The sequence below is a fragment of the Pseudomonas sp. NDM genome (assembly GCF_003105095.1).
GTDB classification, from domain to species: Bacteria; Pseudomonadota; Gammaproteobacteria; order Pseudomonadales; family Pseudomonadaceae; genus Aquipseudomonas; species Aquipseudomonas moraviensis_A.
In genome coordinates this window covers 19691-45421 of sequence record NZ_QETJ01000029.1, presented here as the reverse complement: position 1 = coordinate 45421, position 25731 = coordinate 19691, and the positions used below count along the sequence as shown (strand labels likewise).

Here is a 25731-nt window from a genome sequence, read left to right as displayed (position 1 = left end):
GCTGGTGAGAGGCCGGGATCAATGTTGAGTCGGTCATTGTATGTATATATGCCCCACATGGGTTCTGGAGTGCCCGACCGCCAGCCAGGCCAGAGTTCATGTGGAATTTCATTTTCAAACGTGACTCTTTCCTGGAAATCCTGTTCGCTTGTTGCATTCATGATGAATCTCCATGTTTTAGGAAGACGCAGTTCATGAAAACATGCCAAGGCAGAGCGCACACCTGTCAGGTCTGACAGGTGTGCGGGGTTATCCGACCGGCGGCTCTAATACAGCCTCGTCCGTTGGAACACCGGTATTCGGCATCCGGGTATCAAATGCTCGACCTCAGCACATGTTGGTCGTTCCCAATCACTTTAGGGCTTCAGCCTGCCTGCACCGGCCCCGCGACTCCAGTGATTCAACATCCGATCCACCACCAGCTCCCCGAGCATGATCAGCAGCGCTACGCCCAACAGCGTCAGGCGCTGCGACGCGGGATGAGAAGGCCGAGATCATTGGCGATGATTAGCGGACATCGGCCAGCAGTTCCTCGTTTTGAAGCCTGCGGGCACGACGTACACACGACCGGTTTTACGGGGCGGTGGGGTGAAGTCGGGTGGGTAGGGTGGCGGCCGTACGCGAGTTAACAGACCAGGCTCAAGGATCCCGGCGTACCGAAATGCCCCCGGACCCAAGGCGCACAAACTGGTGAATTCTGGCGTGGCTGTAGGCAATGGATCAAGGGTGTTTAGCCTGAAAGGCGTGTCTGAAGGTGTCTTCTGAACGCCTGGGTTTAAAAGGCGATTTGTGCCGACCTCACTGGCCCTTCGTGAGCAAGCTCGCTACCACATTTGAATGCTTTTCCCTGTGAGAGCCAGCTTGCTCGCGAAAGGGCCGTCCCGGCCAAAAGAAAAAACTCGATCGCGCCCCGCTGTTTAAATCACTGGTTAAATAAATCCGTCTCCTTTGTGCTTTTTTATGCCATTCGCTGACTTGGAGGCTTTGCCATCAGCCGATGCGCGATTTATATCCCATTGGATATGCATTGTAGTCTGCGATCGACTTTTGTTGCGTCCATCCGGGATGGGTTGGGTGAATCGGGATTTGTAAAGCATAGGTAAGGTAGTAATCATTAGGCTGGATGAATGTGGTGGCCCAAATGAAAACATTTCCTTTCGGTTGTTGGATTCCAAATAGTAGCGCTTGGTAAATCTGTTTCTGTAGAGGGGTCTCGTCAACAGTGAAGAGTTGGGCACCCAAGGATGACAGCAAGGCGACAGCTTGATCATATGGAAGACGCCTTTCGTCACTGACTACGAGGTCGTACACGTTTTCGCAAGTAACCTGATAACTGACGGTATTTCCTTTCGTGTCACGCACGCTGATCATTGCGGTTCCGTTTCCTTTCGAGATGACGTGGCCGGTTGCCGGATCAACGGAAGCGACTGTGGGTTTGGAAGAGCTGTATTCAAAAGGAGGACTCCCTCCACGGGCTTGTCGGGTTTGATGTGCGCCCGGAGGTATGTATGCCGCTTTCTCGATGGGCTGGAAATACTCTGGTCTGGTTGGGGGGGGGTGGAGGGTACAAATGTGCCCCATCCAGTAGCATTGGCGTGGTATCTATTTCCAGTGTGGGGGTTTCGGTAAAGGTGCGAGCTGCCGACACTTCACCGGAACCATACCGCGCCATGGGGTTGTCTTGGGTCAGCAGGTCTGGCAGCAATGGATTGCCCGTCAGTTTCTCCAGGTCGATGGTTTCCGCGTCATCACCGGGATAGTCTTCTCTGCGTTTCAGCAGAATGGGCTTGTCCACCCGCTTGCCATCCAGATCCTCATCCACGCTCTGCACCGGCGACCACGGTGCATCGGTATCCGGGCCGTTGCCGATCTGATCGGTGACGGTGTAGGAAAAATGCAGTTTGTTGTCCAGGCGTTTCGCCTTGTCCAGAAAGGCGCGGGTGACGGTGAAGCAAATGGTGATGGGGGTTTCGTCGCCGGGGTTCGGCGGTGGCGGCGCCTGATTCGGACTGACCCTGGGCTTGGGTTCCAGCAGTTCGCCGTTGCACGTGAGGGTGATGACGTCATACGCCCGGCAATACGGGTAGGCCACGCACACTTCGGAGCTGACGAAATCCGCGCCGACGCCGTTCTTGATCACGTCGGGCAGCAGCAGCTTGAGTTCGGAGTGGCCGCCGGGGTCGGTCAGGCGATCCTTCAGGCCGGGGCGGACGCGGTTATAGAGGATTTCCAGCGATGGGGTGGAAGTGCCTCGGTTGTCACTGCCACGCCTGACGGTGTAATACAGTTTGTTGACCTGGTCCGGATGCAGTCGACCTTTGGGAATGCGCAACATGGTGCGCACGTTTGGATCCTCAATGGTTTTGCTGTCCAGTGCGGCCAGTTCACCCTCAAGCCAGAGCTCCATGACATCGCCGGGGTCCATGGTGCCCGACAACGGTGGATCGGCGTGGACAATGGCGCCGTCGATGAGATCATGGGCCACTAAAGGCACGCCGGTGTGTCCACCTTCCACAGGCTTGGTCTGGCCGTTGATGATGGGCGGGCTGAGGATGAGGACGGTGTTGTCCGGTGGAGTAGAGATGGTCATGAATGAAGCTCCTGCGCGTTGGGAATGGGCAGGGTTTATCAGAGCGCTTAATTGGCGATTGCGCACCTGTCAGATCTGACAGGTGTCGACATATCTCCGACGGATGGTCGTTGATGGATTAGAAAATCGCCGTTCCGGTTGATGCGGAACGGCGGTTTTTTCTTAGGAAAAGATTGCCTGTGACGCCGCCTTCGCGAGCAAGCTCGCTCCTACAGTTGGAATGCGGTCAAACTGTGAGAGCGAGCTTGCTCGCGAAAAGGCCATCCCGGTCAGCAGAAAAATCTCGGTCAAGCCTCGCTGTTTGATGACTGGTTAATAGTGGAGTTTTTATATCGACGCCCGGCAACGCAAAACCGCCTCGGTTGAACGAGGCGGAATTTTCAGCTTGAACTGCGTATTTATAAATATGTAAGTGGGTCGTGCCTGTTTGGATTTTGCGTGGGTTTATTTTTTAAGTTTTACCAGGATTTCATGAATGGCCATTGCCGCTCCTGATTGTGGTGTATCAATATTTATCCGCAAAATGCTTTCCTGGTTCGGCGCCACTGTAAATTCACCGCTGAGTTCAATGACGTGTATAGATTCGATTAAGGTTGGAGGAGTGATATCTATGTTGTTGACGTTCAATACCACCGTGCTTGGATTGCCGGCAGCTTCTCGACCTATCTTTATGCTAAAAATATATGTCGCGTTACCTAGAGTGGAATACCTGTATGTTCGGATAAAAGCCGTCCCGCTCGCTGGTGAGAGGCCGGGATCAATGTTGAGTCGGTCATTGTATGTATATATGCCCCACATGGGTTCTGGAGTGCCCGACCGCCAGCCAGGCCAGAGTTCATGTGGAATTTCATTTTCAAACGTGACTCTTTCCTGGAAATCTTTGTAGGCCTTGATCCTGTAAGTCCGTAGGGCAAACGTCACGGCCTCTGTCTCGACTTGACTGCCGCCAAAGCCTGCCTTGAACTTCAGTTCCAGGTCACTGCCATCTTCCAGGCTTTGCAAGTCGGGGAGTGGAAAGCCGTCGTGGGTGTGAAAACCCTGGTCGATCCACGTCGCATTGGTTTGCGAACCCGGCGGTTGCCAGAAGGTTTTCGAGTAGTCGCCCCCGCCTTTCAATGTCCCTTTCGCTTTCAGCCAGACATATTGTCTCAACGCAATATGCGGGTAACTGTTCGCGCGAAGGGTGGCGTTGGTGGTCAATTGACTGACGTCCAACTCCGGCCCTTCGCCTTGTTCGGAGGCCTGCGTGATCAGCGGCCCGGGCAAATCGCTTTGCGCAATGGGCAACACCGCCAGCGCACGAATCCGCGACTCTTTCGGATCCTGGGTGCCGCGCGTTACCGTGTAATCCAGCGTGATGGACTTGGCGAGGTTGAAGGCGATCACCGAGACGGCCAGCGGTATTTCCTGCGGGCCGACGGTGGTGACGGGCCATGGCTCGGTGGTGTGCGAACCGGCAGCCGGCGTTCCGGGGGCGCCGGTCAAGCGGACGATAATCTTGTCGCCGACCAGCATGCCGTCATAGTTGATCACTGAGGTCAGGGCGTTCTGGGCCTCCAGCGGGTCGAGGCTGGTGTCGTTCGGGGCTTGCTTGATTTTCGGCTCTTTCAGATCCAGCGCCACGCCGACACTGAACGTCAGCGTATCCGAATAACTCGTTCCACCCGCTGCGCGCTTGATGTCGTAATACGCCTTCACCGTCCCGCCTTCGTTGCCCTTGATCAGTTCGGCCTTGATCGGGAACGCCACAGGCTGGCCGGCGGTGAAGGAGCTCAGTTCGACCCGGTCGCTGTTTACGCCGGTAATGGAGCCTTCCCAGACCCGCGTGACGATGTCGTCCTTCACGGTCTTGAGGTAGTTCACGGTCAGCGTGGTGCCGTTGGTATCGGATGGCAGGGCGCCGCTGACCACGCCGTCGACTGCCGGCTCGGGCAATTCCTGGCGTGGTTCGCCGATCTGCAGGATATCGGCGTGGATCGATTCGCGGATCGCGTGGGTCTGGTTGAGTTTGCTCATGGTGCCGAGTACCGAGTCCTCGATCAGCAACTGGTAATACAGCTCCAGCTCTTTGCCAATGATCGGTGTCAGGTGCTGCTTGTCGACGATGATCTGCAGCGGAAGTTGGGCGTCCATATCGCCTTGGGTAATCGGTCGCAGGTTCAGGTTCGGCAGGTAGGGGGTCAGGTCGGGGCGAGTGCCGAGCCAAAACAGCTTGATCGCTTGGCCGACGGCGAAGTAGGGGCCGAAGGCAATTTCGATGGTGACCTGTTTCAGATCCGGATGCAGCGGATCGATGGCGCCTTGTCTGGCCTCCAGTGCCACGGGAGCGGGGAGCCGGTGAATCTCGCCGATGGCGCTGATGAATTGGGTTTTGGCATCCCGTTGTGCGCTGCCGTCGGCCTTTTTCAAGCGATAAGACAGAGCGATCTGAGCCTGAGCCAGCTGGCGCAGCACGGCGTTGGACACGATGATCTCAGGAATGCTGGGCACGCTGATCAAGACTTTTCCCGGTAATTCAATGTCGATCGGCGGACCTTCTTTCGGGGTGCCTTTGATTCGGACAAAAATGGTGTCACCTACCTCGAAGTCTATCGGTTGTGGAGGGACTGGAGGGGGCGAAGGTGGGGGAGAGTTTACGGCCATAACTTGAACCGTACCGTCGGCGTCGCCCAGGTTGTCGACGTCCAGTACGTTGTTGATAGCCTCCTTGAGCAAAGGCGCGCCCAGCCGGGTTTTGTCAAGCGTCACGACTACCCGTTGCTCGACGCTCCAGCCGTCGGAGCGATTGTCGACCAGGTCGTAAACTTCGAAGGCCACGGCCAGCCCTGCCTCGCCAGAGTCGCCGGCGTCTACGATGGTTTCCTTTGGAATGGTCACGATAACCGGCGTCTCGCCGTCAGCCTGTTCCTGGGTCAGTGCAGGGCCAGAAAAGAACATTCCGCCCCAGCTGAACTGAGGTGTATCGCCAGCGGCGGCGAATAGATAAGGCGGCGAGCCATCAGCTTTTCCGAGAGTGATCGATACGCCAGCATCGACGTTACCCTGGTGGACACCGTCCTTCAAAATATCCTCGGGAATGCTCATCACCAGTCCCGGGTGCCCCGGCCCCTCGCTATGGTCAGGACCACCGGGGAGGGTGAGTTTGACCAGCACCTGCATCACTTCCGAGGGTTCGGGCGTACCGCCGAGGCGGGTGACGGTGTAGGAGAGCGTGTGCATTCCTTCGGTAAGGTGTCTGGCCTCCACGAACATTTGCAGCTCGGTGCCGACCGCATCCTCATCAACGATTTCCAGCGCTATCTGCAGATCGGAGTCCCGCAAGATGCGCAACGAGTCGCGGTTACCCATCGTCCCCCAAGGCCCGGCCTGGCAGAGCAGGCCCTGACGAGGGAAGTTGAGCTTCGCCGCGGCGAGATTGATGCCCCACCTCAGGGGCGTTGATGACACTGGACCCGTACGGCCGGGGATTTTGAGTTCCTGTAGCAGCTGCGGGGCGTCGTTGATTGGGTCGTTGTCGGACATGCTGGCCACTCCGTGGGCTTGAGCGATGGAGTGATTGAACGGCTAAAAGGGAGATTGCGCACCTGTCACATCTGACAGGTGCGGGCGGAAATCCGACGGGTGGTGCACTTATCGAGCAGGCTCGCCTGCGAAGGCATGGGCGGTTGCAGCGACTTACTCGGCGCCTGTCCCGAGCAAGGTTGTGTAGCCTGAAAGGCGAGTCGGCAGGTGTCTTTGAACATCGGAGTTTAAGAGGAAAAAATTGGCGACCGTACGGCAGACGGTTTCTGCCGGGCAAGAGGCGTTGGTGGTGAGGCCGCTATCGCGAGCAGGCTCGCTACCAAAATTTCATCTCGCCAGATTCCGGATCAGCGGTTTAGAGTGACCAGCCATACCTTGATCACGGACCGATCCCATGGCAGACCCGACCCCCACCGTCCACCTCGAACGCTCCAGCGATTTCCACCTCGAAGGCATCACCGCGCTCTACAACGACCCCGCCGTCGCGCGGCAGGTGCTGCAGATGCCGTTTCAGTCGGTTGAGGTCTGGCGCCAGCGATTGCAGGCCGACAACGAGCGCGCACTGAAGCTGGTGGCGCTGCAACAGGGCGTGGTGATCGGCAATCTTGGCCTGGAGGCCTATTCAAGGATGCGCCGCGCCCACGCCGGCAGCATCGGCATGGCCGTCGCAGTGGCATGGCAGGGCAAGGGTGTCGGTTCGCAGTTGTTGGCGGCGGCGCTGGATGTTGCCGATAACTGGATGAATCTGCACCGCGTCGAACTCACCGTGTATGCCGACAACGAAGCGGCCATCGGTCTCTACCGCAAATTCGGTTTCGAGACCGAAGGCCTGTTCCGCGACTACGCCGTGCGCGATGGGCAATGGGTCGACACCCTGAGCATGGCCCGTCTGCGCAGTCGTTCGAAAAACTGACTCAGTCGCCCAAGGCGAACGCCACCGCCGACTGTGCATGCAACTCGGTGGTGTCGAGCAAGGGCAGGGCGCTGTGTTCGGGTTTGATCAACATGCCAATTTCCGTGCAGCCGAGGATGATCGCCTGGGCGCCACGGGCGGTGAGGGATTCGATTACCCGCTGATAGATTTGCCGCGACTGTTCATTGATCACGCCGACACAGAGTTCGTCGTAGATGATCCGGTGCACATCCTTGCGCTCTGTTTCGTCCGGCACCAAAACGGTCAAGCCTTGGGCAATCAAACGCTGCTTGAGGAAGTCCTGTTCCATGGTGAACGCGGTGCCGAGCAGCCCGACCGTGCGCGCATCGATTTCGAGTGCAGCCTGTGCGGCCGGTTCGGCAATGTGCAGGAACGGAATGCTGATCGCCGCCTGAATCTGTTCGGCGACCTTGTGCATGGTGTTGGTACACAGCACCACGCATTCGGCGCCACCGGCTTCAAGCCTGCGCGCGGCATCCACCAGAATTGCTGCCGCATCGTCCCAGCGTCCGGCGTGCTGGGCCTGTTCGACCGGGCCGAAGTCGACGCTGTACATCAACAGCTGCGCAGAGCGCAAAGGGCCGAGACGATCACGGACTTGCTGATTGATGAGTCGATAATATTCGGCGCTGGATTCCCAGCTCATGCCGCCGATAAGGCCGATGGTGCGCATGCGGTGCTCCTGTGTTGATGGGGCTTTGCGGTGAGTGTCGTTTGGATCGGGAATTTGATCCATCGAAAATTTACGCCTGCCGTTGCCACGCATCTGCCATGCTCGGTGTCCGCAGCACTCTTCAAGGAACACCGCCATGAACGACGTACAGCAACTGGGCGAAATGCTTCGTCACTATGCCGAGAGCGAAGCGCACAAGAAGCAACTGTTCACTACGCAATCGGCCGCGTGGGCCACACGGATTGGTGCGTTGTTCGACCAGATCGAGCAATGGCTTGAGCCGGTCAAGGCGCCGAATCTGCTGGAGGTGAGCCGCGAGACCTACGTCGCGTCCGGGCCGAGCGTGCCAGTGGAGACCTCGACCTTCATGACAGAGAAGCTGAGCATCGTGATTGCCGGTAAGCCGGTGGAGTTCGTGCCGGATGTGATGGGCAGCGGCGGGCAGATTTCGCTGGCGGTGATGGGGCTGACGGCGGCGCGGTACGGGAGTATTTCGCTGGTCGGGTTGGCGGATGGCGCGTGGCAGTGGCGCAAGACCAATGGGCTCAAGGATCCGGATACCTTTGCTTTCGACGCCAATTTCCTTGCCCAGCAATTGCAGGGGTTGATTCCTCGGGATCGCGGTTAAGATCAAGAGCTTTACCCCCTCACCCCAGCCCTCTCCCCCAAGGGGGCGAGGGGGAAAGGGGGCAGACCGAGTGCTGTTCAAAACCAGAGTTCGACGCGATATCCCAGGTCGATGTAACTCGAACAAACACCCGGGTAAGTCCCCTCTCCCTCTGGGAGAGGGCTAGGGTGAGGGCAGTCCACTGACACACCTCACATATCCGGATTCACCCACCCCTGCTTCACTTCCTCCGGCGCCGCTTTCGCGAGCAGGCTCACTCCTACACGGATTGACGCGAATACCGGGGAAACCCTTAGGTTCGCTGCTAATGCGGGATTTCCCCTTGGGTCACTGATGGCCTTTTGGTAGAGTCGCCGTCGCCAGCGGGTTTTCGGCTGGGCGATGGAACCGAAGAAGGGAGTCTTATCAGTGAGTCCGGGCAAAAAAATCCTTGGTCTCACGGCGTCGCTTTTGCTGCTGACGCTGTGGGCCAGTTACTTTTATGTATTCAAGGAAAACCGCAACGGCCAGCTCGGCAGTGTCGGCGAAAGCACCGCGTGGTGCGGCACACCTCCGACCAGCGAAGCGGCGTTGCTGGGCAAGGATCAACTGACCTTGCGCGTCACCAACAACCTGCGTGGCGAATTCATGGTCGGCGGTTCGGTGGTGGTCTCCGAACGCACCTTCAACCGCTACGACCTGGGCCGCAACGAACTGCGCCTGCGTCTGGAGCCGCTGCAATGGTCCTTCGGCGTCACGCCAATCTTCCTTGAGCAGGTCAAGGTGCAGCCGCTGAGCCGCAACCTCTCGTCCACCAACAAAAGCGCATTCGCCGAGCTTGAGCCACGGCCGATCGGCGTGCACGCCCAGACCGCCGCCTTCCCGTTCGACACCTATCGCTACGGTTACAAACCGGTGCTGTATTACCTCAAGGGCAGCGAGCGCGTCGACCTGCGCTTCAAGAACATCACCACCCTGATGGAGATGTCCAACACCTTCACGCCGATCCAGAAGTACAACCGCGCCGATTACATCAACGAGAAAAACTCGATGATCCGCGACGAGGATTACAAACCTTACGGGGCGCACGAGTGCGCGTTCAGCGTCGAGCGCAAAGGTTCGTTCAAGGTCGTGGTGTTGTTGCTGCTGCTGGTGCTGTGCCTACCGCTGATGCTGGTGTTCTACCGCGATGAGCCGGGAATCGACTTTCTCGCGACGCTGGTGGGAATTGCGGTGGTGCGCACATTGCTGATCGGGCCGGTGGAGGATTTCCAGCTGTACAACATCGATTTTCTGTTCGGTGCGGCGATTTTGCTGGCAGGGACGGTGTCGCTGGTCAAAGCGATGCGCGCCAACAGCCGGCGGGAGATGGCACTGCGCAGTGGAGAGACATCGTCCTGGTAATACCGGTTGGCGAGGCACTCGCGCTGTCGGATGTGAACTTTGTAATTGGCCATCGCATTTGCCGGGGTTTTGGCTATACCTGTATCTCCCCTATGCAAAATGTCTTGGCCTTCTCAAAGGAATTACAGCATGAAGCTAGCCGTCATGATGGGCACGCTGTGCATTGCCACCCTCGGCGTGGTGGGTTGCTCCAGCAAAACCGTCGAGCCTGACCAGTATTCCGGTTTTCTCAAGGATTACAGCCAACTGAAGGAGGCCAAGTCACCTTCAGGTGCCGAGGTGATGCGCTGGATGGACCCGAAACTCGACATCAACAAATTCACCAGCGTTTACGTGGAGCCGAGCCAGCTGTATCCAAAGCCGCAAGCCACCGAGAAAATCCCCCAGCAGACGCTCAATGGCATCACGAGTTATTACGATCAGGCGCTCAAGCGCGAACTCGGCAAGTCGCTGCCGTTGGCCGCAGGCCCCGGGCCGGGTGTGATCGTGGTACGGCCGGCGATTACCGCGGTCAGCAGCAAGACCGAGGGGCTGCAAGTCTATGAGGTGATCCCGATTGCACTGGTCGCCGCAGCGGTGAGCACGGCCAGCGGTATCCGCGACCAGGAAACCACGCTGGCGACCGAGGCGGTGTTCATGGACGGTGCGACCAATCAGGTCATCGCGCAGGTGGTGCGCAAGGGCACCGGCAAACCGCTGGAAAACGCTTCCCAGGTGATGAAAGCCGATGACATGAAAGCGGTGATCGATGGCTGGGCGAGCGACCTGCATCAGTCGTATTTGAAACTGAAGGCGGAAGCCAAATGATGCCGCGGGGCTGAATGCCTCTTCGTGAGCAAGCTCACTTCCACAGGGGTCGGTGCCGGGGTCGGGATTATCGGTACGACACCGGACAGTGTGGGAGCGAGCCTGCTCGCGAAGGCGGCTTGTCAGGCACCAACCATTTCAGCTTTTTTTCGCTTGCTCGCGGATGCGCTCTTCCTGCTCGCGCAACTCCGGCGTCAGTAACTCGCCAAAATCCTCAGCCGAAATATAAATCCGCTTTTCTGTAGGAGTGAGCCTGCTCGCGATAGCGTCGTGTCAGCCAATGTAGATGGCACTGATAGACCGCTATCGCGAGCAGGCTCACTCCTACAGGGGATCTCTAGTGGGTTGTATACAATCGTGTGGGCCAGCACCCAACAATTTCCAACAGGGCATAGGTCGTCAGCCGATTTCGTGGTTAACTTCCGCTTCTTGCACGCTTTCCAATCACCCATCAGAAGGACTCAAGTCATGGCTCAAGTCACCCTCAAAGGCAATCCGGTTCAAGTCAATGGCCAGTTGCCACAAGCCGGTTCCAAGGCGCCAGCCTTTTCCCTGGTAGCCGGCAATCTGTCCGACGTCACCCTGCAAGACTTCGCCGGCAAGCGCAAAGTCCTGAACATCTTCCCAAGCGTCGACACCCCGACCTGCGCCACCTCCGTGCGCAAGTTCAACGCCCAGGCCAACGACATCAGCAACACCGTGGTGCTGTGCATCTCCGCTGACCTGCCGTTCGCCCAGGCACGCTTCTGCGGCGCCGAAGGTCTGGAAAACGTCCAGAACCTGTCGACCCTGCGTGGCAGCGAGTTCATCGAAAACTACGGCGTCGCCATTGCTGACGGCCCGCTGAAAGGCCTGACCGCTCGCGCGGTTGTGGTGCTGGATGAAAACGACAACGTCCTGCACAGCGAACTGGTCAAGGAAATCGCTGAAGAGCCTAACTACGAAGCGGCACTGTCCGTTCTCAAGTAAGGCTTTTACAATTGTTAACGGCCTGGCCCTGTCCAGGCCGTTTTCATTTGTGTATCAGGGTTTTGCCTTACACCTTGAAACGTAAGTGGAAGGTAAATTGCCGGTAAAGCTGCTTTGCTTAAATCCACTCAGTGCTTATCGTTCAGCCTCCCGTAATAGAAGCCCACGCGCCCAATGGTCAATAACTCCATGCAATCGTCCCCCCGCAAGTCCCGTCGCTGGCTGATCAGCCTGCTTGTCCTGTTGGTGATCGCCGTCCTGTGCTGGAAATTCTGGCCCGCCGGCTCTGCTGACAAGGCGGGCGGCGAGAAGGCGACTGCCGGGCATACCGGGCGCTCGGGCATGGCGCGGCCAGGTTTCGGCGGGGGTACCGGTCCGATTCCAGTGCGCGTGGCGCCGGCGGTGAAAGGCGACTTCCCGCTGTATTACAAGGCGCTGGGCACGGTCACGGCGCTGAACACCATCAATGTTCGCAGCCGGGTGGGCGGTGAACTGGTCAAGATCCATTTCGAGGAAGGCCAGATGGTCAAGGCGGGCGACTTGCTGGCCGAGATCGATCCGCGTCCTTACCAGAACGCCTTGCTCCAGGCTGAAGGCACGCTGCTGCAGAACCAGGCCCAGCTGAAAAACGCTCAGGTCGACGTCGAGCGCTATCGCGGTCTGTATAAAGAAGACAGCATCGCCAAACAGACCCTCGACACTGCCGAAGCGCTGGTCGGCCAGTACCTGGGCACGGTCAAGACCAATCAGGCGGCGGTCAACGACGCCAAGCTCAATCTCGAATTCACCAAGATCCGCGCGCCGATTGCCGGCCGCGTCGGTCTGCGTCAGGTCGACGTCGGCAACCTCGTCGCGGCCAACGACACCACCTTCCTCGCAGTGATCACCCAGACGCAACCGATCAGCGTTGCCTTCACCTTGCCGGAAAACAGCCTCGACACCGTGCTGGCCCGTTACCGCAGCGGCGCCAGGCTGCCTGCCGAAGCCTGGGACCGTGGCGACACCAAGTTGCAGGCCACCGGCGTGCTGCAAAGCCTCGACAACCAGATCGACGTGGCTACCGGCACGCTCAAGTTCAAGGCCCGCTACGATAACCGCGACCAGTCGCTGTTTCCCAACCAGTTCGTCAACGTCCACCTGCTGGCCGACACGCTGAAAGGCGTGGTGCTGGCACCGTCCGCCGCTATTCAGTTCGGTACCAACGGCACCTTTGTCTATGCGCTGGACGGCGACAAGAAAGTCACCATTCGCCAACTGAAAATCGGTGCCAGCGACGGTGACAATACCGTGGTCACCGAAGGTCTCGCCGCTGGCGATCGCGTGGTGCTCGAAGGCACCGACCGCCTGAAGGAGGGCAGCGAAGTCGAAGTGGTCAATGACAGCAGCGAAGTGCCGACCTCGCCGACCGAACACCTGCAAGGCAAGTCCGCCGCCAATCCGGACGCGACCAGCGCTGACAAGGCCAAGAAGGGCGCATGAACATCTCGCGGCTGTTCATCCTCCGTCCGGTAGCCACCACCCTGAGCATGCTGGCCATTGTTCTGGCCGGCCTGATCGCTTATCGCCTGCTGCCGGTTTCGGCCTTGCCGCAGGTCGATTACCCAACCATCCGCGTCATGACCCTGTACCCGGGCGCCAGCCCTGACGTCATGACCAGCGCCGTCACCGCGCCGCTTGAACGCCAGTTCGGGCAAATGCCCGGTCTCACGCAAATGGCTTCGACCAGCTCCGGCGGCGCTTCGGTGCTGACCCTGCGTTTCAGCCTCGACATCAACATGGATGTCGCCGAACAGCAGGTGCAGGCCGCGATCAACGCTGCGACCAACCTGCTGCCGACCGACCTGCCGGCGCCGCCGGTGTACAACAAGGTCAACCCGGCGGACACCCCGGTGCTGACCCTGGCCATCACCTCGAAAACCATGTTGCTGCCCAAGCTCAACGATCTGGTCGATACGCGCATGGCGCAGAAAATCGCCCAGATCAGCGGCGTCGGCATGGTCAGCATTGCCGGCGGTCAGCGTCAGGCCGTGCGGATCAAGGTCAACCCCGAAGCGCTGGCGGCCAACAGCCTCAATCTGTCGGACGTGCGCACGCTGATCGGCGCTTCCAACGTCAACCAGCCGAAAGGCAACTTCGATGGCCCGACCCGGGTGTCGATGCTCGATGCCAACGACCAGCTGACCTCGCCCGAGGACTACGCCAACCTGATCCTGACCTACAAAAACGGCGCGCCGTTGCGGCTCAAGGACGTCGCGGAAATCGTCGATGGTGCTGAAAACGAGCGTCTCGCCGCGTGGGCCAATCAGAATCAGGCGGTGCTGCTGAACATCCAGCGTCAGCCCGGCGCCAACGTCATCGAAGTGGTCGACCGCATCAAGGCCTTGCTGCCGAGCATCACCGACAACCTGCCGGCCGGCCTCGATGTCACTGTGCTGACGGATCGCACCCAGACCATCCGCGCCTCGGTCACCGATGTGCAACACGAACTGCTGATCGCCATCGCGCTGGTGGTCATGGTCACGTTCCTGTTTCTGCGCCGCGCCAGTGCGACGATCATCCCGTCAGTGGCCGTGCCGCTGTCGCTGATCGGCACCTTCGGCGTGATGTACCTCGCCGGGTTCTCGGTGAACAACCTGACCCTGATGGCGCTGACCATTGCCACCGGTTTCGTGGTCGACGACGCCATCGTCATGCTCGAGAATATTTCGCGCTTCATCGAGGAGGGCGACAGTCCGATGCAGGCCGCGCTCAAGGGCGCGAAACAGATCGGTTTCACTCTGATTTCCCTGACCCTGTCGTTGATCGCCGTACTGATTCCGCTGCTGTTCATGGCCGACGTGGTGGGGCGACTGTTCCGCGAGTTCGCTATCACCCTGGCCGTGGCGATCCTGATCTCCCTGGTCGTGTCGCTGACCCTGACGCCGATGATGTGCGCGCGCCTGCTCAAGCGTGAACCGCAAGAACACGAGCAGGGCCGGTTCTATCGTGCCAGCGGTGCGTTCATCGACTGGATGATCAACGAATACGGACGGATGCTGCGCTGGGTGCTCAAGCATCAGCCGCTGACCTTGCTGGTCGCGATCGGCACACTGGCGTTGACCGTGTTTCTTTATGTGATCGTGCCGAAGGGCTTTTTTCCGGTGCAGGACACCGGGGTGATTCAGGGCATTTCCGAAGCACCGCAGTCGATATCCTTCGCGGCGATGGGCGAGCGCCAGCAGCAACTGGCGAAGATCATTCTCGAAGACCCTGCAGTGCAGAGTCTGTCGTCCTACATTGGTGTCGACGGCGACAACGCTACGCTCAATAGCGGCCGTTTGCTGATCAACCTCAAGCCCCATAGCGAGCGTGATCTGAGCGCCGGTGAAGTGATCACGCGCCTGCAACCGCAACTGGACAAACTGGTCGGCATTCGGCTGTTCATGCAGCCGGTACAGGACCTGACCATCGAGGATCGGGTCAGCCGCACCCAGTACCAGTTCAGCATGTCGTCGCCGGATTCCGAATTGCTCAGCCAGTGGAGCGGTCGTCTGGTCGAGGCGTTGGCGCAGCGGCCGGAGTTGACCGACGTTGCCAGTGATCTGCAGGACAAAGGCTTGCAGGTCTATCTGGTGATCGACCGCGACGCCGCTTCGCGCCTTGGCGTGTCGGTGGCGAACATCACCGATGCGCTGTACGACGCGTTCGGCCAACGACAGATTTCGACCATTTACACCCAGGCCAGCCAGTACCGCGTGGTGCTGCAAGCCCAGGCGGGGGAGAAGATCGGCCCGCAGGCGCTGGATCAGATTCACGTCAAGACCACCGATGGCGCGCAGGTACGCCTGTCGAGTCTGGCGCACGTCGAAGAACGTCAGGCGCAATTGGCAATCACCCACATCGGCCAGTTCCCGGCAGTGATGATGTCGTTCAACCTCGCGCCCGGCGTGGCGTTGGGGCATGCCGTGGACATCATCGAGCAGGTCCAGCAGGACATCGGCATGCCGGTCGGCGTGCAGACTCAGTTCCAGGGCGCGGCGCAGGCGTTCCAGGCGTCGCTGTCGAGCACCTTGCTGCTGATTCTGGCGGCGGTGGTGACCATGTACATCGTGCTTGGCGTGCTCTACGAGAGCTACATCCATCCGATCACCATTCTCTCGACCTTGCCGTCCGCCGCGGTGGGTGCCTTGCTGGCGTTGCTGCTCAGCGGCAACGATCTGGGGATGATCGCGATCATCGGCATCATCCTGCTGATCGGTATCGTCAAGAAGAACGCGATCATGATGATCGACTTCGCCCTCGACGCCGAACGTACCCAGGGCATGGCGCCGGCGGAGGCGATCTATCAGGCGGCGCTGCTGCGCTTCCGACCGATCCTGATGACCACGCTGGCGGCGTTGTTTGGCGCGGTGCCACTGATGCTGGCCACCGGTTCCGGGGCTGAGTTGCGTCAGCCGTTGGGTCTGGTGATGGTTGGCGGTTTGCTGGTGAGCCAAGTGTTGACGCTGTTCACCACGCCCGTGATCTACCTGTACTTCGACCGCCTCGGAAGGCGCTTTGGCAAGGCCAAGGCTGATGGTGAAGAGGTCGCGGTATGACTGGCGGAACGCAAAACTTGTGTAGGAGTGAGCCTGCTCGCGATGAGGCCGGCACCTGCACCATCACGGTAGACAGACACACCGCTATCGCGAGCAGGCTCACTCCTACAGGGGATTCGCGTGAAGTTGGGGATCGCGTTCGATGAATCTTTCCGGCCCTTTCATCAAGCGCCCAGTCGCAACCATGCTGCTCTCCCTGGCAATCATGTTGCTCGGCGGTGTCAGTTTCGGTCTCTTGCCGGTATCGCCGTTGCCGCAGATGGATTTCCCGGTGATCGTCGTCCAGGCCAGTCTGCCGGGCGCCAGTCCCGAGGTGATGGCTTCGACGGTGGCGACGCCGCTGGAGCGGTCGTTCGGTGCGATTGCCGGCGTCAACACCATGAGCAGCCGCTCCAGTCAGGGTTCGACGCGGGTCATTCTGCAATTCGACCTCGACCGCGACATCAATGGCGCGGCGCGGGAAGTGCAGGCGGCGATCAATGCCTCGCGCAATCTGCTGCCAAGCGGGATGCGCAGCATGCCGACCTATAAAAAGGTCAACCCGTCGCAGGCGCCAATCATGGTGCTGTCGCTGACTTCGGATGTGCTGGAAAAGGGCCAGCTCTACGACCTGGCCTCGACCATTCTTTCGCAAAGCCTTTCACAGGTGCAGGGTGTCGGTGAAGTGCAGATCGGCGGCAGTTCGCTGCCGGCGGTGCGCATCGAACTTGAGCCGCAGGCGCTGAACCAGTACGGCGTGGCCCTCGACGATGTGCGCAAGACCATCGCTGACGCCAACGTGCGCCGGCCCAAGGGCTCGGTCGAGGACGGTCAGCGTTTGTGGCAGATCCAGGCCAACGACCAGTTGGAGAAAGCCAGGGATTACGAGTCGCTGATCATTCACTACGCCGACGGCGCCGCGCTGCGGCTCAAGGACGTGGCGAAAGTCAGCGATGGCGTCGAAGACCGTTACAACAGCGGTTTCTTCAACGATGACGCGGCGGTTTTGCTGGTGATCAACCGTCAGGCAGGCGCCAACATCATCGAGACGGTCAACGAGATCAAGGCGCAATTGCCCGCCCTGCAAGCGGTGCTGCCGGCCAGCGTCAAACTCAATCTGGCCATGGATCGCTCGCCGGTGATCAAGGCCACGCTGCACGAAGCCGAGATGACCTTGCTGATCGCCGTCGCCCTGGTGGTGTTGGTGGTGTACCTGTTTCTCGGTAACTTCCGCGCCTCGCTGATCCCGACCCTGGCGGTGCCGGTGTCGCTGGTCGGCACGTTTGCAGTGATGTACCTCTATGGTTTCTCGCTGAACAATCTGTCGCTGATGGCCCTGATCCTGGCCACCGGTCTGGTGGTGGACGACGCCATTGTGGTGCTGGAGAACATTTCCCGGCACATCGACGAAGGCGTGAAACCGATGCAGGCCGCGTATCTCGGCGCCAAGGAAGTCGGCTTCACCCTGTTGTCGATGAACGTCTCGCTGGTGGCGGTGTTTCTGTCGATCCTGTTCATGGGCGGGCTGGTCGAAAGCCTGTTTCGCGAATTCTCCATCACGCTGGCGGCGGCAATTGTGGTGTCGCTGGTGGTTTCCCTCACACTGACTCCGATGCTCTGCGCGCGCTGGCTCAAGCCACACACGCCAGGTCAGGAAAACCGTCTGCAACGCTGGAGTCAGAAGACCAACGACTGGATGGTCGGCAAATACGCCACCAGCCTCGACTGGGTGTTGCGTCATCGGCGTCTGACCTTGCTCAGCCTGCTGCTCACCGTCGGGGTCAACATTGCGCTCTATGTGGTGGTGCCGAAAACCTTTCTGCCGCAGCAGGACACCGGCCAGTTGATTGGATTTGTGCGCGGCGACGACGGTCTGTCGTTCAATGTCATGCAGCCGAAAATGGAAACCTTCCGCCGCGCCGTGCTCAAGGATGAAACGGTGGAAAGCGTGGCCGGGTTCATTGGCGGCAACAACGGCACCAACAACGCTTTCATGATCGTGCGCCTGAAACCGATCAAGGAGCGCCAGCTGTCGGCGCAGAAAGTCATCGAGCGTCTGCGCAAGGAAATGCCCAAGGTGCCCGGGGCGCAGTTGATGCTGATGGCCGACCAGGACCTGCAATTTGGCGGCGGCCGCGAGCAGACCAGTTCGCAATACACCTACATCCTGCAAAGCGGCGACCTCGCCGAGCTGCGCAAGTGGTTTCCGAAAGTGGTCACCGCGTTGCGGGCCTTGCCCGAGCTGACCGCCATCGATGCCCGCGAAGGTGCCGGGGCGCAGCAGGTGACGTTGATTGTTGACCGGGATCAGGCCAAACGCCTCGGGGTCGATATGAACATGGTCACCGCCGTGCTCAACAACGCCTACAGCCAGCGGCAGATTTCGACGATTTACGACAGCCTCAACCAGTATCAGGTGGTGATGGAGGTCAACCCGAAATACGCCCAGGATCCGGTGACACTCAAGCAGGTCGAGGTGATTACCGCTGACGGCGCGCGGGTGCCGCTGTCGACGTTCGCCCATTACGAAAACAGTCTGGAAAACGACCGGGTCAGCCACGAAGGCCAGTTTGCTTCCGAGAGCATTTCTTTTGATATGGCCGAAGGCGTGACCGTGGAGCAGGGCAGTGCTGCCATTGAACGGGCGATCGCCAAAGTCGGCCTGCCGGAAGATGTCATCGCGAAAATGGCCGGCACCGCTGATGCCTTTGCGGCCACACAGAAGAGCCAGCCGTTCATGATCCTCGGCGCATTGCTGGCGGTGTATCTGGTGCTCGGTGTGCTGTATGAAAGTTACATTCATCCACTGACCATTCTCTCGACCTTGCCTTCGGCCGGGGTCGGCGCGCTGTTGTCGATTTACGCGCTGGGCGGTGAGTTCAGCCTGATTTCCCTGCTGGGAATATTCCTGCTGATCGGCGTGGTGAAGAAAAACGCCATTCTGATGATCGACCTCGCGCTGCAACTGGAGCGGCATCAAGGCCTGTCGCCGCTGGAGTCGATTCGCAGCGCCTGCCTGCAACGGCTGCGGCCGATCCTGATGACCACGCTGGCGGCGATTCTCGGTGCCTTGCCGCTGCTGCTCGGCCGCGCCGAGGGGGCGGAAATGCGCCAGCCGCTGGGCTTGACCATCATTGGCGGCCTGGTGTTCAGCCAGGTCCTGACCCTTTACACCACCCCGGTGGTTTACCTCTATCTCGACAAGCTGCGCCATCGCTTCAACAAATGGCGTGGCGTGCGCACTGATGCCGCTCTGGAAACTCCGCTATGACTGACCGTTCGCTTATCCAATTGGCCACCGCACGCGGCTCGCGCCTGTTGAGCCTGTCGTTGTGCGTGGCGCTGCTCAGCGCTTGCGCCGTCGGCCCGGACTACCAGCGTCCGCAAACCGCCGAAATCGCTCAGTTCAAGGAAGCCGAAGGCTGGCGTCAGGCCAACCCGACCGACTCGCTGGCTCGCGGTGCCTGGTGGGAGTTGTACGGCGATCAGCAGCTCAACGCCTTGATCGAGAAACTCAACAGCGCCAACCAGACCGTCGCCCAGTCCGAGGCGCAGTTCCGTCAGGCGCAGGCTCTGGTGCGCAGTGCGCGCGGGGCGTTTTACCCGAGCGTCGACCTGAGTCTGGGCAAGAACCGTTCGAGTCAGGGCACCGGCAGCAGCAGTTCGAGCCTGAGCAGTTCCTCAAGCGGTATTCGTGACACTTATACCGCGCAACTGGGCGTCAGTTGGGAAGCCGACGTGTGGGGCAAGCTGCGCCGTGGGCTGGAGGCCGATGAGGCCAATGCCCAGGCGAGTTTTGCCGATCTGGCGGCGATGCGTCTGAGCCAGCAATCGGAACTGGTGCAGAACTACCTGCAACTGCGGGTCATCGATCAGCAGAAGCGCCTGCTCGAGGCCACCGTTGCCGCGTACGAACGCTCGCTGAAAATGACCCAGAACCAGTACCGCGCCGGGGTTTCCGGGCGCGATGCGGTGGCGCAGGCGCAAACCCAGTTGAAAAGCACCCAGGCCGATCTGGTCGATCTGATCTGGCAGCGCGCACAGTTTGAAAACGCCATCGCGGTACTCACCGGCGAAGCGCCAGCGAACTTCAGCATCGCCGAAAGCCAGAGCATCCCGAACCTGCCGCAAGTACCGCTGAGCCTGCCTTCGCAGCTGCTGGAACGCCGTCCCGACATCGCTGCGGCCGAGCGCTCGGTGATCGCCGCCAACGCCAACGTCGGCGTGGCGAAAGCTGCGTATTACCCGGACCTGACCCTGAGTCTGAGCGGCGGCTACAGCAGCAGCACGTCGAAAAACCTGATCAGCCTGCCGAACCGTTTCTGGTCGGTCGGCCCGCAGCTGTCGTTGCCGTTGTTCGACGGCGGCATTCGTTCCGCCGAGGTCGACCGCAGCGAAGCGGCCTATGACGAAACGGTCGCCCGCTACCGCCAGACCGTGCTCGACGGCTTCCGAGAGGTGGAAAACTACCTGGTCCAGCTCAAGGTGTATGAAGACGAAGCAGCGGTGCGCCAGGAAGCACTGGACGCCGCGCGCGATTCCCTGCGCCTCACCGAAAACCAGTACAAGGCCGGCCTGATCGCCTATATCGACGTGGTGGTGGTGCAGGCCACGGCGCTGAGCAACGAACGCAGTGTGCTGAATATCCTGCAGAACCGACTGATCGCCAGCGTGCAACTGATTGCCGCACTCGGCGGCGGTTGGGATGGCCAACTCGACGTCAGCGATAACCGCTGAACGTGTAGGAGCGAGCCTGCTCGCGAAAGCGGTGGGTCAGTCGAGCGAGATGTTGGATGTGCTGACGTCATCGCGAGCAGGCTCGCTCCCACAGGGGTGAGCTTAAAGCCCACCGCAGAGCCTTGTAGGACGATCGAACAAGCGTTTCATCGGCTTGATGGCAATTTGGTTACTTTGTCAGTGCGTTCTTCTGCGCAATCAGTACAATCGCCGCATTTGCCCGACCGAGAATGGAAGCAGTACGGTTTCGGCTCGTTACGAGAACGTCCATGCTCATCGGCAGTTACTCCTTCACCCTGGTTCTCATCTCGTTGTGCGTGGCCATTCTGGCTTCTTACACGGCGCTTGACCTGACCGGACGCATCGCCACGGCGAAAGGCCGGGCCGTGCATTTCTGGACGGCGGGCGGGGCGTTGGCGATGGGCGTTGGCGTCTGGTCGATGCATTTCATCGGCATGCTCGCCTTCAAACTACCGATCGACCTGGGCTATGACTTCGCCCTGACCGCGTTGTCGTTATTGATCGCGGTGCTTTCTTGCGGCTTTGCCTTATGGCTGGTCAGCCAGCCGAAGCTGCCACTGGCGCAACTGGCTTTCGGCGCCTTGATCATGGGGGCGGGCATCAGCGCCATGCATTACACCGGCATGGCCGCGCTGCGCATGACCCCGGGCATCGATTACGACCCGACGTTGTTCAGCGCCTCTTTGCTGATTGCCGTCGGCGCTTCGGCAGCGGCGTTGTGGATTGCCTTTCGGTTGCGCCAGCAGTCGCCCTATGTGCGACTGATTCGCGCCGGCGCGGCGGTGATCATGGGTGTGGCGATTGTCGGCATGCATTACACCGGCATGGCGGCGGCGCAATTTCCCGATGGCAGTTTCTGCGGCGCGACGCTGAATGGTTTGAAGGGCAACGGTCTCGACAGTCTGGTGGTGGTCACTACGCTGGCGGTGCTGTCGATCGCCTTGCTGACCTCGATTCTCGACGCCCGTCTCGAAGCGCGCACCGCTGATCTGGCGCACTCGCTGACCGTAGCCAACCGCGAACTCACCCAATTGGCCTTGCACGATCCGCTCACCGGCCTGCCGAACCGCATGCTGCTCGATGACCGGATCAATCAGGCGATCAGAAAAGTCGAGGAACAGGGCGGCTGCTTCGCCTTGATGTTCATCGATCTCGACGGCTTCAAACCGGTCAACGACGCGTTCGGCCATCACATGGGCGACCAGTTGCTGCGCGAAGTCGGCGTGCGTCTGCGTGAAGACTTGCGCAGCCAGGACACTCTGGCGCGGATCGGTGGCGATGAATTTGTCCTGCTCGTGCGGCTGAGCGAGCGCAACGATGCTCTGGGTCTGGCCGCACGCCAGGTGGGCCTGATCGGCCGCACGTTCCGCGTCGCTGAACATGACCTGCAGATTTCCGCCAGTGTCGGCATTGCTTTGTATCCGGGCAACGGTGACAACGCTCAAGAGCTGCTGATGAACGCCGACGCGGCGATGTACCACGCCAAGGGCGGCGGCAAGAACGGCTACAGCTTCTTCGATGCGTCGATGAACACCAACGCGCGCAAACAATTGCAACTGTTGCAGGACCTGCGCGCGGCCATCGAGCACAACCAGTTCTGCCTGCATTACCAGCCGAAATTCGACGCCGCCAACGGTCGCCCGGTCGGTGCCGAAGCGCTGCTGCGCTGGGCGCATCCACTGCATGGCATGTTGATGCCGGACAAGTTCATCGATCTGGCGGAGAAAACCGGGCTGATCATCCCGATGGGCGAATGGGTGCTCAACGAAGCCTGCCGGCAGATGCGCGAGTGGTACGTGCTCGGTTACACCGACTGGCGCATTGCCGTGAACCTCTCGGCATTGCAGTTCTGTCATGCCGGGCTGGTGCAGAGTGTGGCCGAGGCCTTGGCGACCCACCATTTGCCGGCCAACAGCCTGACCCTGGAAATCACTGAAACCACCGCCATGAGCGACGCTGACGCGAGCATGACCGTGCTGCAAGAGCTGTCGGACATGGGCGTCGACCTGTCGATCGACGACTTCGGCACCGGTTATTCCAGCCTGATGTACCTCAAACGCCTGCCAGCCAATGAGTTGAAGATTGACCGTGGTTTCGTCCGGGATCTGGAGCACGACAGCGATGACGCTGCGATCGTTTCGGCGATCGTCGCGCTGGGACAGGCCCTGGACCTGCGGATTGTCGCCGAGGGCGTCGAGACCGGCGCGCAGCAGGATTTCCTGACCAAATTGGGCTGTGATTCGCTGCAGGGCTATCTGCTCGGCCACCCGATGCCGGCGGAGCGCTTCATGCAGGACATCGTGCGCGGGCAAAGGCTGGCGGTGGTCTGAGACCACAGACAGATCTGCCGACAAGACTGTTTGTGGCGAGGGAGCTTGCTCCCGCTGGGTGCGTAGCGCCCTCAGAATTTTGTGCGCGCTGCGCACTCAAGCGGGAGCAAGCTCCCTCGCCACAATGTCGTGAACCTGCAGACGGGATCAAGATTCGGGCCATTGACACAGCCCATGCAAAACCCGTCATTCGCAGTTATTCTTGGCCCCGACTGTTACGTGTGCACGTGGGAGAAGGCCAGCATGGATAAAGTCATTGTCATCACCGGTGGCGGGCGCGGAATCGGCGCTGCCACGGCTTTGTTGGCAGCCGCACAGGGCTACCGGATCTGCATCAACTATCAGTCGGATGAACAGGCCGCACACAGCGTGTTCGAGCAGGTTCGAGCCTTGGGTGCCCAGGCCATTGCGGTTCGCGCCGATGTCAGTATCGAAGACGAAGTGATCGCGATGTTTCAGCGCGTCGACAGTGAGCTGGGCCGGGTCACCGCACTGGTCAACAACGCCGGCACCGTGGGCCAGAAGTCGCGGGTCGACGAAATGTCCGAATTCCGCATCCTCAAAATCATGAAAACCAACGTCCTGGCGCCGATCCTCTGCGCCAAACACGCGATCCTGCGCATGTCGCCCAAACATGGCGGGCAGGGCGGAAGTATCGTCAACGTCTCCTCAGTCGCCGCACGCCTCGGTTCGCCGAACGAGTACGTCGATTACGCCGCGTCCAAAGGTGCGCTGGACACGTTCACGGTGGGTCTGTCCAAGGAAGTCGCCGGCGAGGGGATTCGCGTCAATGCCGTGCGTCCGGGCTACATCTATACCGACTTCCATGCCTTGAGCGGCGATCCGGATCGGGTCAGCAAGCTTGAGTCGGCGATTCCCATGGCCCGGGGCGGGCGGCCGGATGAAGTGGCCGAGGCGATTGTCTGGTTGCTGTCGGACAAGGCTTCGTATGCGACCGGGACGTTTGTTGATTTTGGGGGTGGGCGCTAGGGCTTTGGGTTTGTGTTGTCTGGTTTGGCGCCATCGCGAGCAGGCTCACTCCTACAAGGGAATCGCATTTCAAATGTAGGAGTGAGCCTGCTCGCGATAGCAATGGCCCGGCCAACACATAATCATCAGAACGACCGCACAATCCGCCCCAACGTCTCCATGGCCTTCTCCGATTCCTCGGTCCACGGGCTGCCGTAGTTCAAGCGAATACAATTCCTGAAGCGCTGGGTCGGCGAGAAAATCGGCCCCGGCGCGATGCTGATGCCTTGTGCCAGCGCCATTTGAAACAATTTCAGCGAATCCATCTGCTCCGGCAATTCCAGCCACAGAAAATAGCCGCCGGCCGGTTGGCTGACCCGGGTCTGCGCGGGGAAGTAACGGGCGATCGCTGCGAGCATCGCGCGCTGCTGTTCTTCCAGGGCATAACGCAGCTTGCGCAGGTGCCGATCGTAGCCGCCGTGTTGCAGATAGTCGGCGATCGCCGCTTGCGCCGGCATCGACGCGCACAGCGAGGTCATCAACTTCAGCCGTTCGACTTTCTGCGCATAACGCCCGGCGGCGACCCAGCCAACGCGATAGCCGGGGGCGAGGCTCTTGGCGAACGAGCCGCAATGCATGACCAGTCCTTCGGTGTCGAAGGCCTTGGCCGGTTTCGGCGCCTGTTGGCCGTAGTAGAGTTCGGCGTAGACATCGTCCTCGATCAACGGCACCTGATGCTGACGCAGCAGATCGACCAGTTCCTGTTTTTTCGCCTCGGGCATGCTCGCGCCCATCGGATTCTGGAAACTGGTCATGCACCAGCAGGCTTTGATCGGATGACGTTCCAGGGTTTGCGCGAGCACGCCAAGGTCGATGCCGTCACGCGGGTGCACGGGGATTTCCACCGCTTTGAGCTTCAGACGCTCGAGCACTTGCAGGCTGGCGTAGAACGCCGGGGCCTCGATGGCCACCAGATCACCGGGTTCGGTCACCGCTTGCAGGCACAGGTTCAGCGCTTCGAGCGCGCCGTTGGTGATGAGCAATTCTTCCATTGGCAGCATCAGCCCGCCGACCATGTAGCGCAGGGCGATCTGTCGACGCAGTTGCGGGTTGCCCGGCGACATGTCGGTGACGACCATGCGCGGATCCATCTCCCGCGCGGCGCTCGCCAGGGAGCGCGACAGACGCTGCAGCGGGAACAGGGTCGGACTGGGGAATGCCGAGCCGAACGGCACGGTGTTCGGATCCTTGATCGAGTCAAGTACCGAGAACACCAGTTCGCTGACGTCGACTTCGGTTGATTCGTTGACTTGGCTGCTGATGACCGGCTCGGAGAACGTGTTCGGCGTATGGGCGTTGACGAAGTACCCGGAACGCGGCCGGGCGCGGATCAGGCCGCGGCGCTCGAGCAGGTAATAGGCCTGGAACACCGTCGACGGGCTGACCCCGTAAGTCTGGCTGGCATAGCGCACCGACGGCACGCGCTGGCCGGGACCGAGCACGCCAGAGCGAATCAGTTCAGCGATGTCATCGGCGAATTTTTCGTAGCGTTTCATCGGTGGGCCTTGGTGGACTTGATTTTGTGGGGTGTCAAGGAAGGAGCCCTCACCCT

At 60.1% G+C, this 25731-nt stretch carries 16 protein-coding genes and 1 pseudogene; 11 read left to right on the top strand and 6 right to left on the bottom strand.

Annotated features, from left to right (window positions below):
* Positions 1-990 precede the first annotated feature (990 nt).
* The 3 genes from DCO47_RS09515 to DCO47_RS09505 all read right to left on the bottom strand — a co-directional run bounded on the left by DCO47_RS09515 (position 991) and on the right by DCO47_RS09505 (position 6112).
* A complete protein-coding gene (locus DCO47_RS09515; protein ID WP_116657985.1) occupies positions 991-1371 on the bottom strand; it encodes a hypothetical protein in 381 nt (126 codons plus the stop codon).
* A 79-nt stretch (positions 1372-1450) separates the two neighbouring features.
* The gene (locus tag DCO47_RS09510; RefSeq protein WP_116657984.1) at positions 1451-2590 is read right to left on the bottom strand and encodes a hypothetical protein; all 1140 of its coding nucleotides are present in this window, start codon (positions 2588-2590) and stop codon (positions 1451-1453) included.
* Positions 2591-3034: 444 nt separating this feature from the next.
* Positions 3035-6112 carry a hypothetical protein gene (locus tag DCO47_RS09505; RefSeq protein WP_116657983.1) on the bottom strand — a complete coding sequence of 1026 codons (3078 nt, stop codon included), beginning with the start codon at positions 6110-6112 and terminating at the stop codon, positions 3035-3037.
* 394 nt (positions 6113-6506) lie between these two features.
* On the opposite strand from DCO47_RS09505, the gene DCO47_RS09500 reads away from it, so the two are divergent.
* The gene (locus tag DCO47_RS09500) at positions 6507-7025 is read left to right on the top strand and encodes a GNAT family N-acetyltransferase (protein ID WP_116657982.1); all 519 of its coding nucleotides are present in this window, start codon (positions 6507-6509) and stop codon (positions 7023-7025) included.
* A gap of 1 nt (position 7026) precedes the next feature.
* Here the strand turns inward: DCO47_RS09500 and DCO47_RS09495 are convergent, their stop codons facing one another.
* Positions 7027-7719: an aspartate/glutamate racemase family protein gene (locus DCO47_RS09495; protein WP_065617271.1), complete on the bottom strand. Its 693-nt coding sequence runs from the start codon at positions 7717-7719 to the stop codon at positions 7027-7029.
* A 136-nt stretch (positions 7720-7855) separates the two neighbouring features.
* Between DCO47_RS09495 and DCO47_RS09490 the strand changes: the two genes are divergently transcribed.
* From DCO47_RS09490 to DCO47_RS09480, 3 genes are all read left to right on the top strand, one after another.
* The gene (locus tag DCO47_RS09490) at positions 7856-8347 is read left to right on the top strand and encodes a hypothetical protein (RefSeq protein WP_042609846.1); all 492 of its coding nucleotides are present in this window, start codon (positions 7856-7858) and stop codon (positions 8345-8347) included.
* Positions 8348-8755: 408 nt separating this feature from the next.
* Entirely contained in the window at positions 8756-9730 is a 975-nt protein-coding gene (locus DCO47_RS09485; protein ID WP_065617272.1) for a hypothetical protein, read from the top strand.
* Positions 9731-9859: 129 nt separating this feature from the next.
* On the top strand, positions 9860-10537 hold the full coding sequence (locus DCO47_RS09480) for a DUF3313 domain-containing protein (protein WP_042609848.1): 678 nt from the start codon (positions 9860-9862) through the stop codon (positions 10535-10537).
* Positions 10538-10675: 138 nt separating this feature from the next.
* Here the strand turns inward: DCO47_RS09480 and DCO47_RS27270 are convergent.
* A pseudogene (locus DCO47_RS27270) lies at positions 10676-10762 on the bottom strand (YciI family protein); the annotation flags it as partial.
* A 243-nt stretch (positions 10763-11005) separates the two neighbouring features.
* Here DCO47_RS27270 and tpx point away from each other — a divergent pair.
* The 7 genes from tpx to DCO47_RS09435 all read left to right on the top strand — a co-directional run bounded on the left by tpx (position 11006) and on the right by DCO47_RS09435 (position 24140).
* Entirely contained in the window at positions 11006-11506 is a 501-nt protein-coding gene (gene tpx, locus DCO47_RS09465; protein WP_039760445.1) for a thiol peroxidase, read from the top strand.
* Between the two features lie 174 nt (positions 11507-11680).
* Positions 11681-12985 (top strand): MdtA/MuxA family multidrug efflux RND transporter periplasmic adaptor subunit, encoded by a 1305-nt coding sequence (locus tag DCO47_RS09460; RefSeq protein WP_065617274.1) that lies wholly within the window; start codon positions 11681-11683, stop codon positions 12983-12985.
* Positions 12982-16083 carry an MdtB/MuxB family multidrug efflux RND transporter permease subunit gene (locus tag DCO47_RS09455; RefSeq protein WP_042609850.1) on the top strand — a complete coding sequence of 1034 codons (3102 nt, stop codon included), beginning with the start codon at positions 12982-12984 and terminating at the stop codon, positions 16081-16083. Before DCO47_RS09460 ends, DCO47_RS09455 begins: the two co-directional genes overlap by 4 nt.
* 142 nt (positions 16084-16225) lie before the next feature.
* Entirely contained in the window at positions 16226-19333 is a 3108-nt protein-coding gene (locus tag DCO47_RS09450) for an efflux RND transporter permease subunit (RefSeq protein WP_116657981.1), read from the top strand.
* Positions 19330-20799 (top strand): efflux transporter outer membrane subunit, encoded by a 1470-nt coding sequence (locus DCO47_RS09445; protein WP_116657980.1) that lies wholly within the window; start codon positions 19330-19332, stop codon positions 20797-20799. The genes DCO47_RS09450 and DCO47_RS09445 overlap by 4 nt, the downstream gene beginning before the upstream one ends.
* Before the next feature lie 269 nt (positions 20800-21068).
* On the top strand, positions 21069-23150 hold the full coding sequence (locus tag DCO47_RS09440; RefSeq protein ID WP_116657979.1) for a bifunctional diguanylate cyclase/phosphodiesterase: 2082 nt from the start codon (positions 21069-21071) through the stop codon (positions 23148-23150).
* A gap of 243 nt (positions 23151-23393) precedes the next feature.
* Complete coding sequence (locus tag DCO47_RS09435; RefSeq protein ID WP_116657978.1) at positions 23394-24140, top strand: SDR family oxidoreductase; 747 nt, start codon at positions 23394-23396, stop codon at positions 24138-24140.
* 125 nt (positions 24141-24265) lie between these two features.
* Here DCO47_RS09435 and mapR read toward each other — a convergent pair whose 3' ends face one another.
* Positions 24266-25675, bottom strand: a complete 1410-nt coding sequence (gene mapR, locus DCO47_RS09430) for a GntR family transcriptional regulator MpaR (RefSeq protein ID WP_065617277.1) — start codon at positions 25673-25675, stop codon at positions 24266-24268.
* Between the last annotated feature and the right edge of the window lie 56 nt (positions 25676-25731).

Bases quoted from the DNA above. Each gene is read 5' to 3' on its own strand.
- DCO47_RS09435 (WP_116657978.1), top strand. From the start codon at position 23,394: ATGGATAAAGTCATTGTCATCACCGGTGGCGGGCGCGGAATCGGCGCT.
- DCO47_RS09505 (WP_116657983.1), bottom strand. From the start codon at position 6,112: ATGTCCGACAACGACCCAATCAACGACGCCCCGCAGCTGCTACAGGAA.
- DCO47_RS09515 (WP_116657985.1), bottom strand. From the start codon at position 1,371: ATGATCAGCGTGCGTGACACGAAAGGAAATACCGTCAGTTATCAGGTT.
- DCO47_RS09440 (WP_116657979.1), top strand. From the start codon at position 21,069: ATGCTCATCGGCAGTTACTCCTTCACCCTGGTTCTCATCTCGTTGTGC.
- DCO47_RS09490 (WP_042609846.1), top strand. From the start codon at position 7,856: ATGAACGACGTACAGCAACTGGGCGAAATGCTTCGTCACTATGCCGAG.
- DCO47_RS09480 (WP_042609848.1), top strand. From the start codon at position 9,860: ATGAAGCTAGCCGTCATGATGGGCACGCTGTGCATTGCCACCCTCGGC.
- DCO47_RS09455 (WP_042609850.1), top strand. From the start codon at position 12,982: ATGAACATCTCGCGGCTGTTCATCCTCCGTCCGGTAGCCACCACCCTG.
- mapR (WP_065617277.1), bottom strand. From the start codon at position 25,675: ATGAAACGCTACGAAAAATTCGCCGATGACATCGCTGAACTGATTCGC.
- DCO47_RS09510 (WP_116657984.1), bottom strand. From the start codon at position 2,590: ATGACCATCTCTACTCCACCGGACAACACCGTCCTCATCCTCAGCCCG.
- DCO47_RS09460 (WP_065617274.1), top strand. From the start codon at position 11,681: ATGGTCAATAACTCCATGCAATCGTCCCCCCGCAAGTCCCGTCGCTGG.
- tpx (WP_039760445.1), top strand. From the start codon at position 11,006: ATGGCTCAAGTCACCCTCAAAGGCAATCCGGTTCAAGTCAATGGCCAG.
- DCO47_RS09500 (WP_116657982.1), top strand. From the start codon at position 6,507: ATGGCAGACCCGACCCCCACCGTCCACCTCGAACGCTCCAGCGATTTC.
- DCO47_RS09495 (WP_065617271.1), bottom strand. From the start codon at position 7,719: ATGCGCACCATCGGCCTTATCGGCGGCATGAGCTGGGAATCCAGCGCC.
- DCO47_RS09445 (WP_116657980.1), top strand. From the start codon at position 19,330: ATGACTGACCGTTCGCTTATCCAATTGGCCACCGCACGCGGCTCGCGC.
- DCO47_RS09450 (WP_116657981.1), top strand. From the start codon at position 16,226: ATGAATCTTTCCGGCCCTTTCATCAAGCGCCCAGTCGCAACCATGCTG.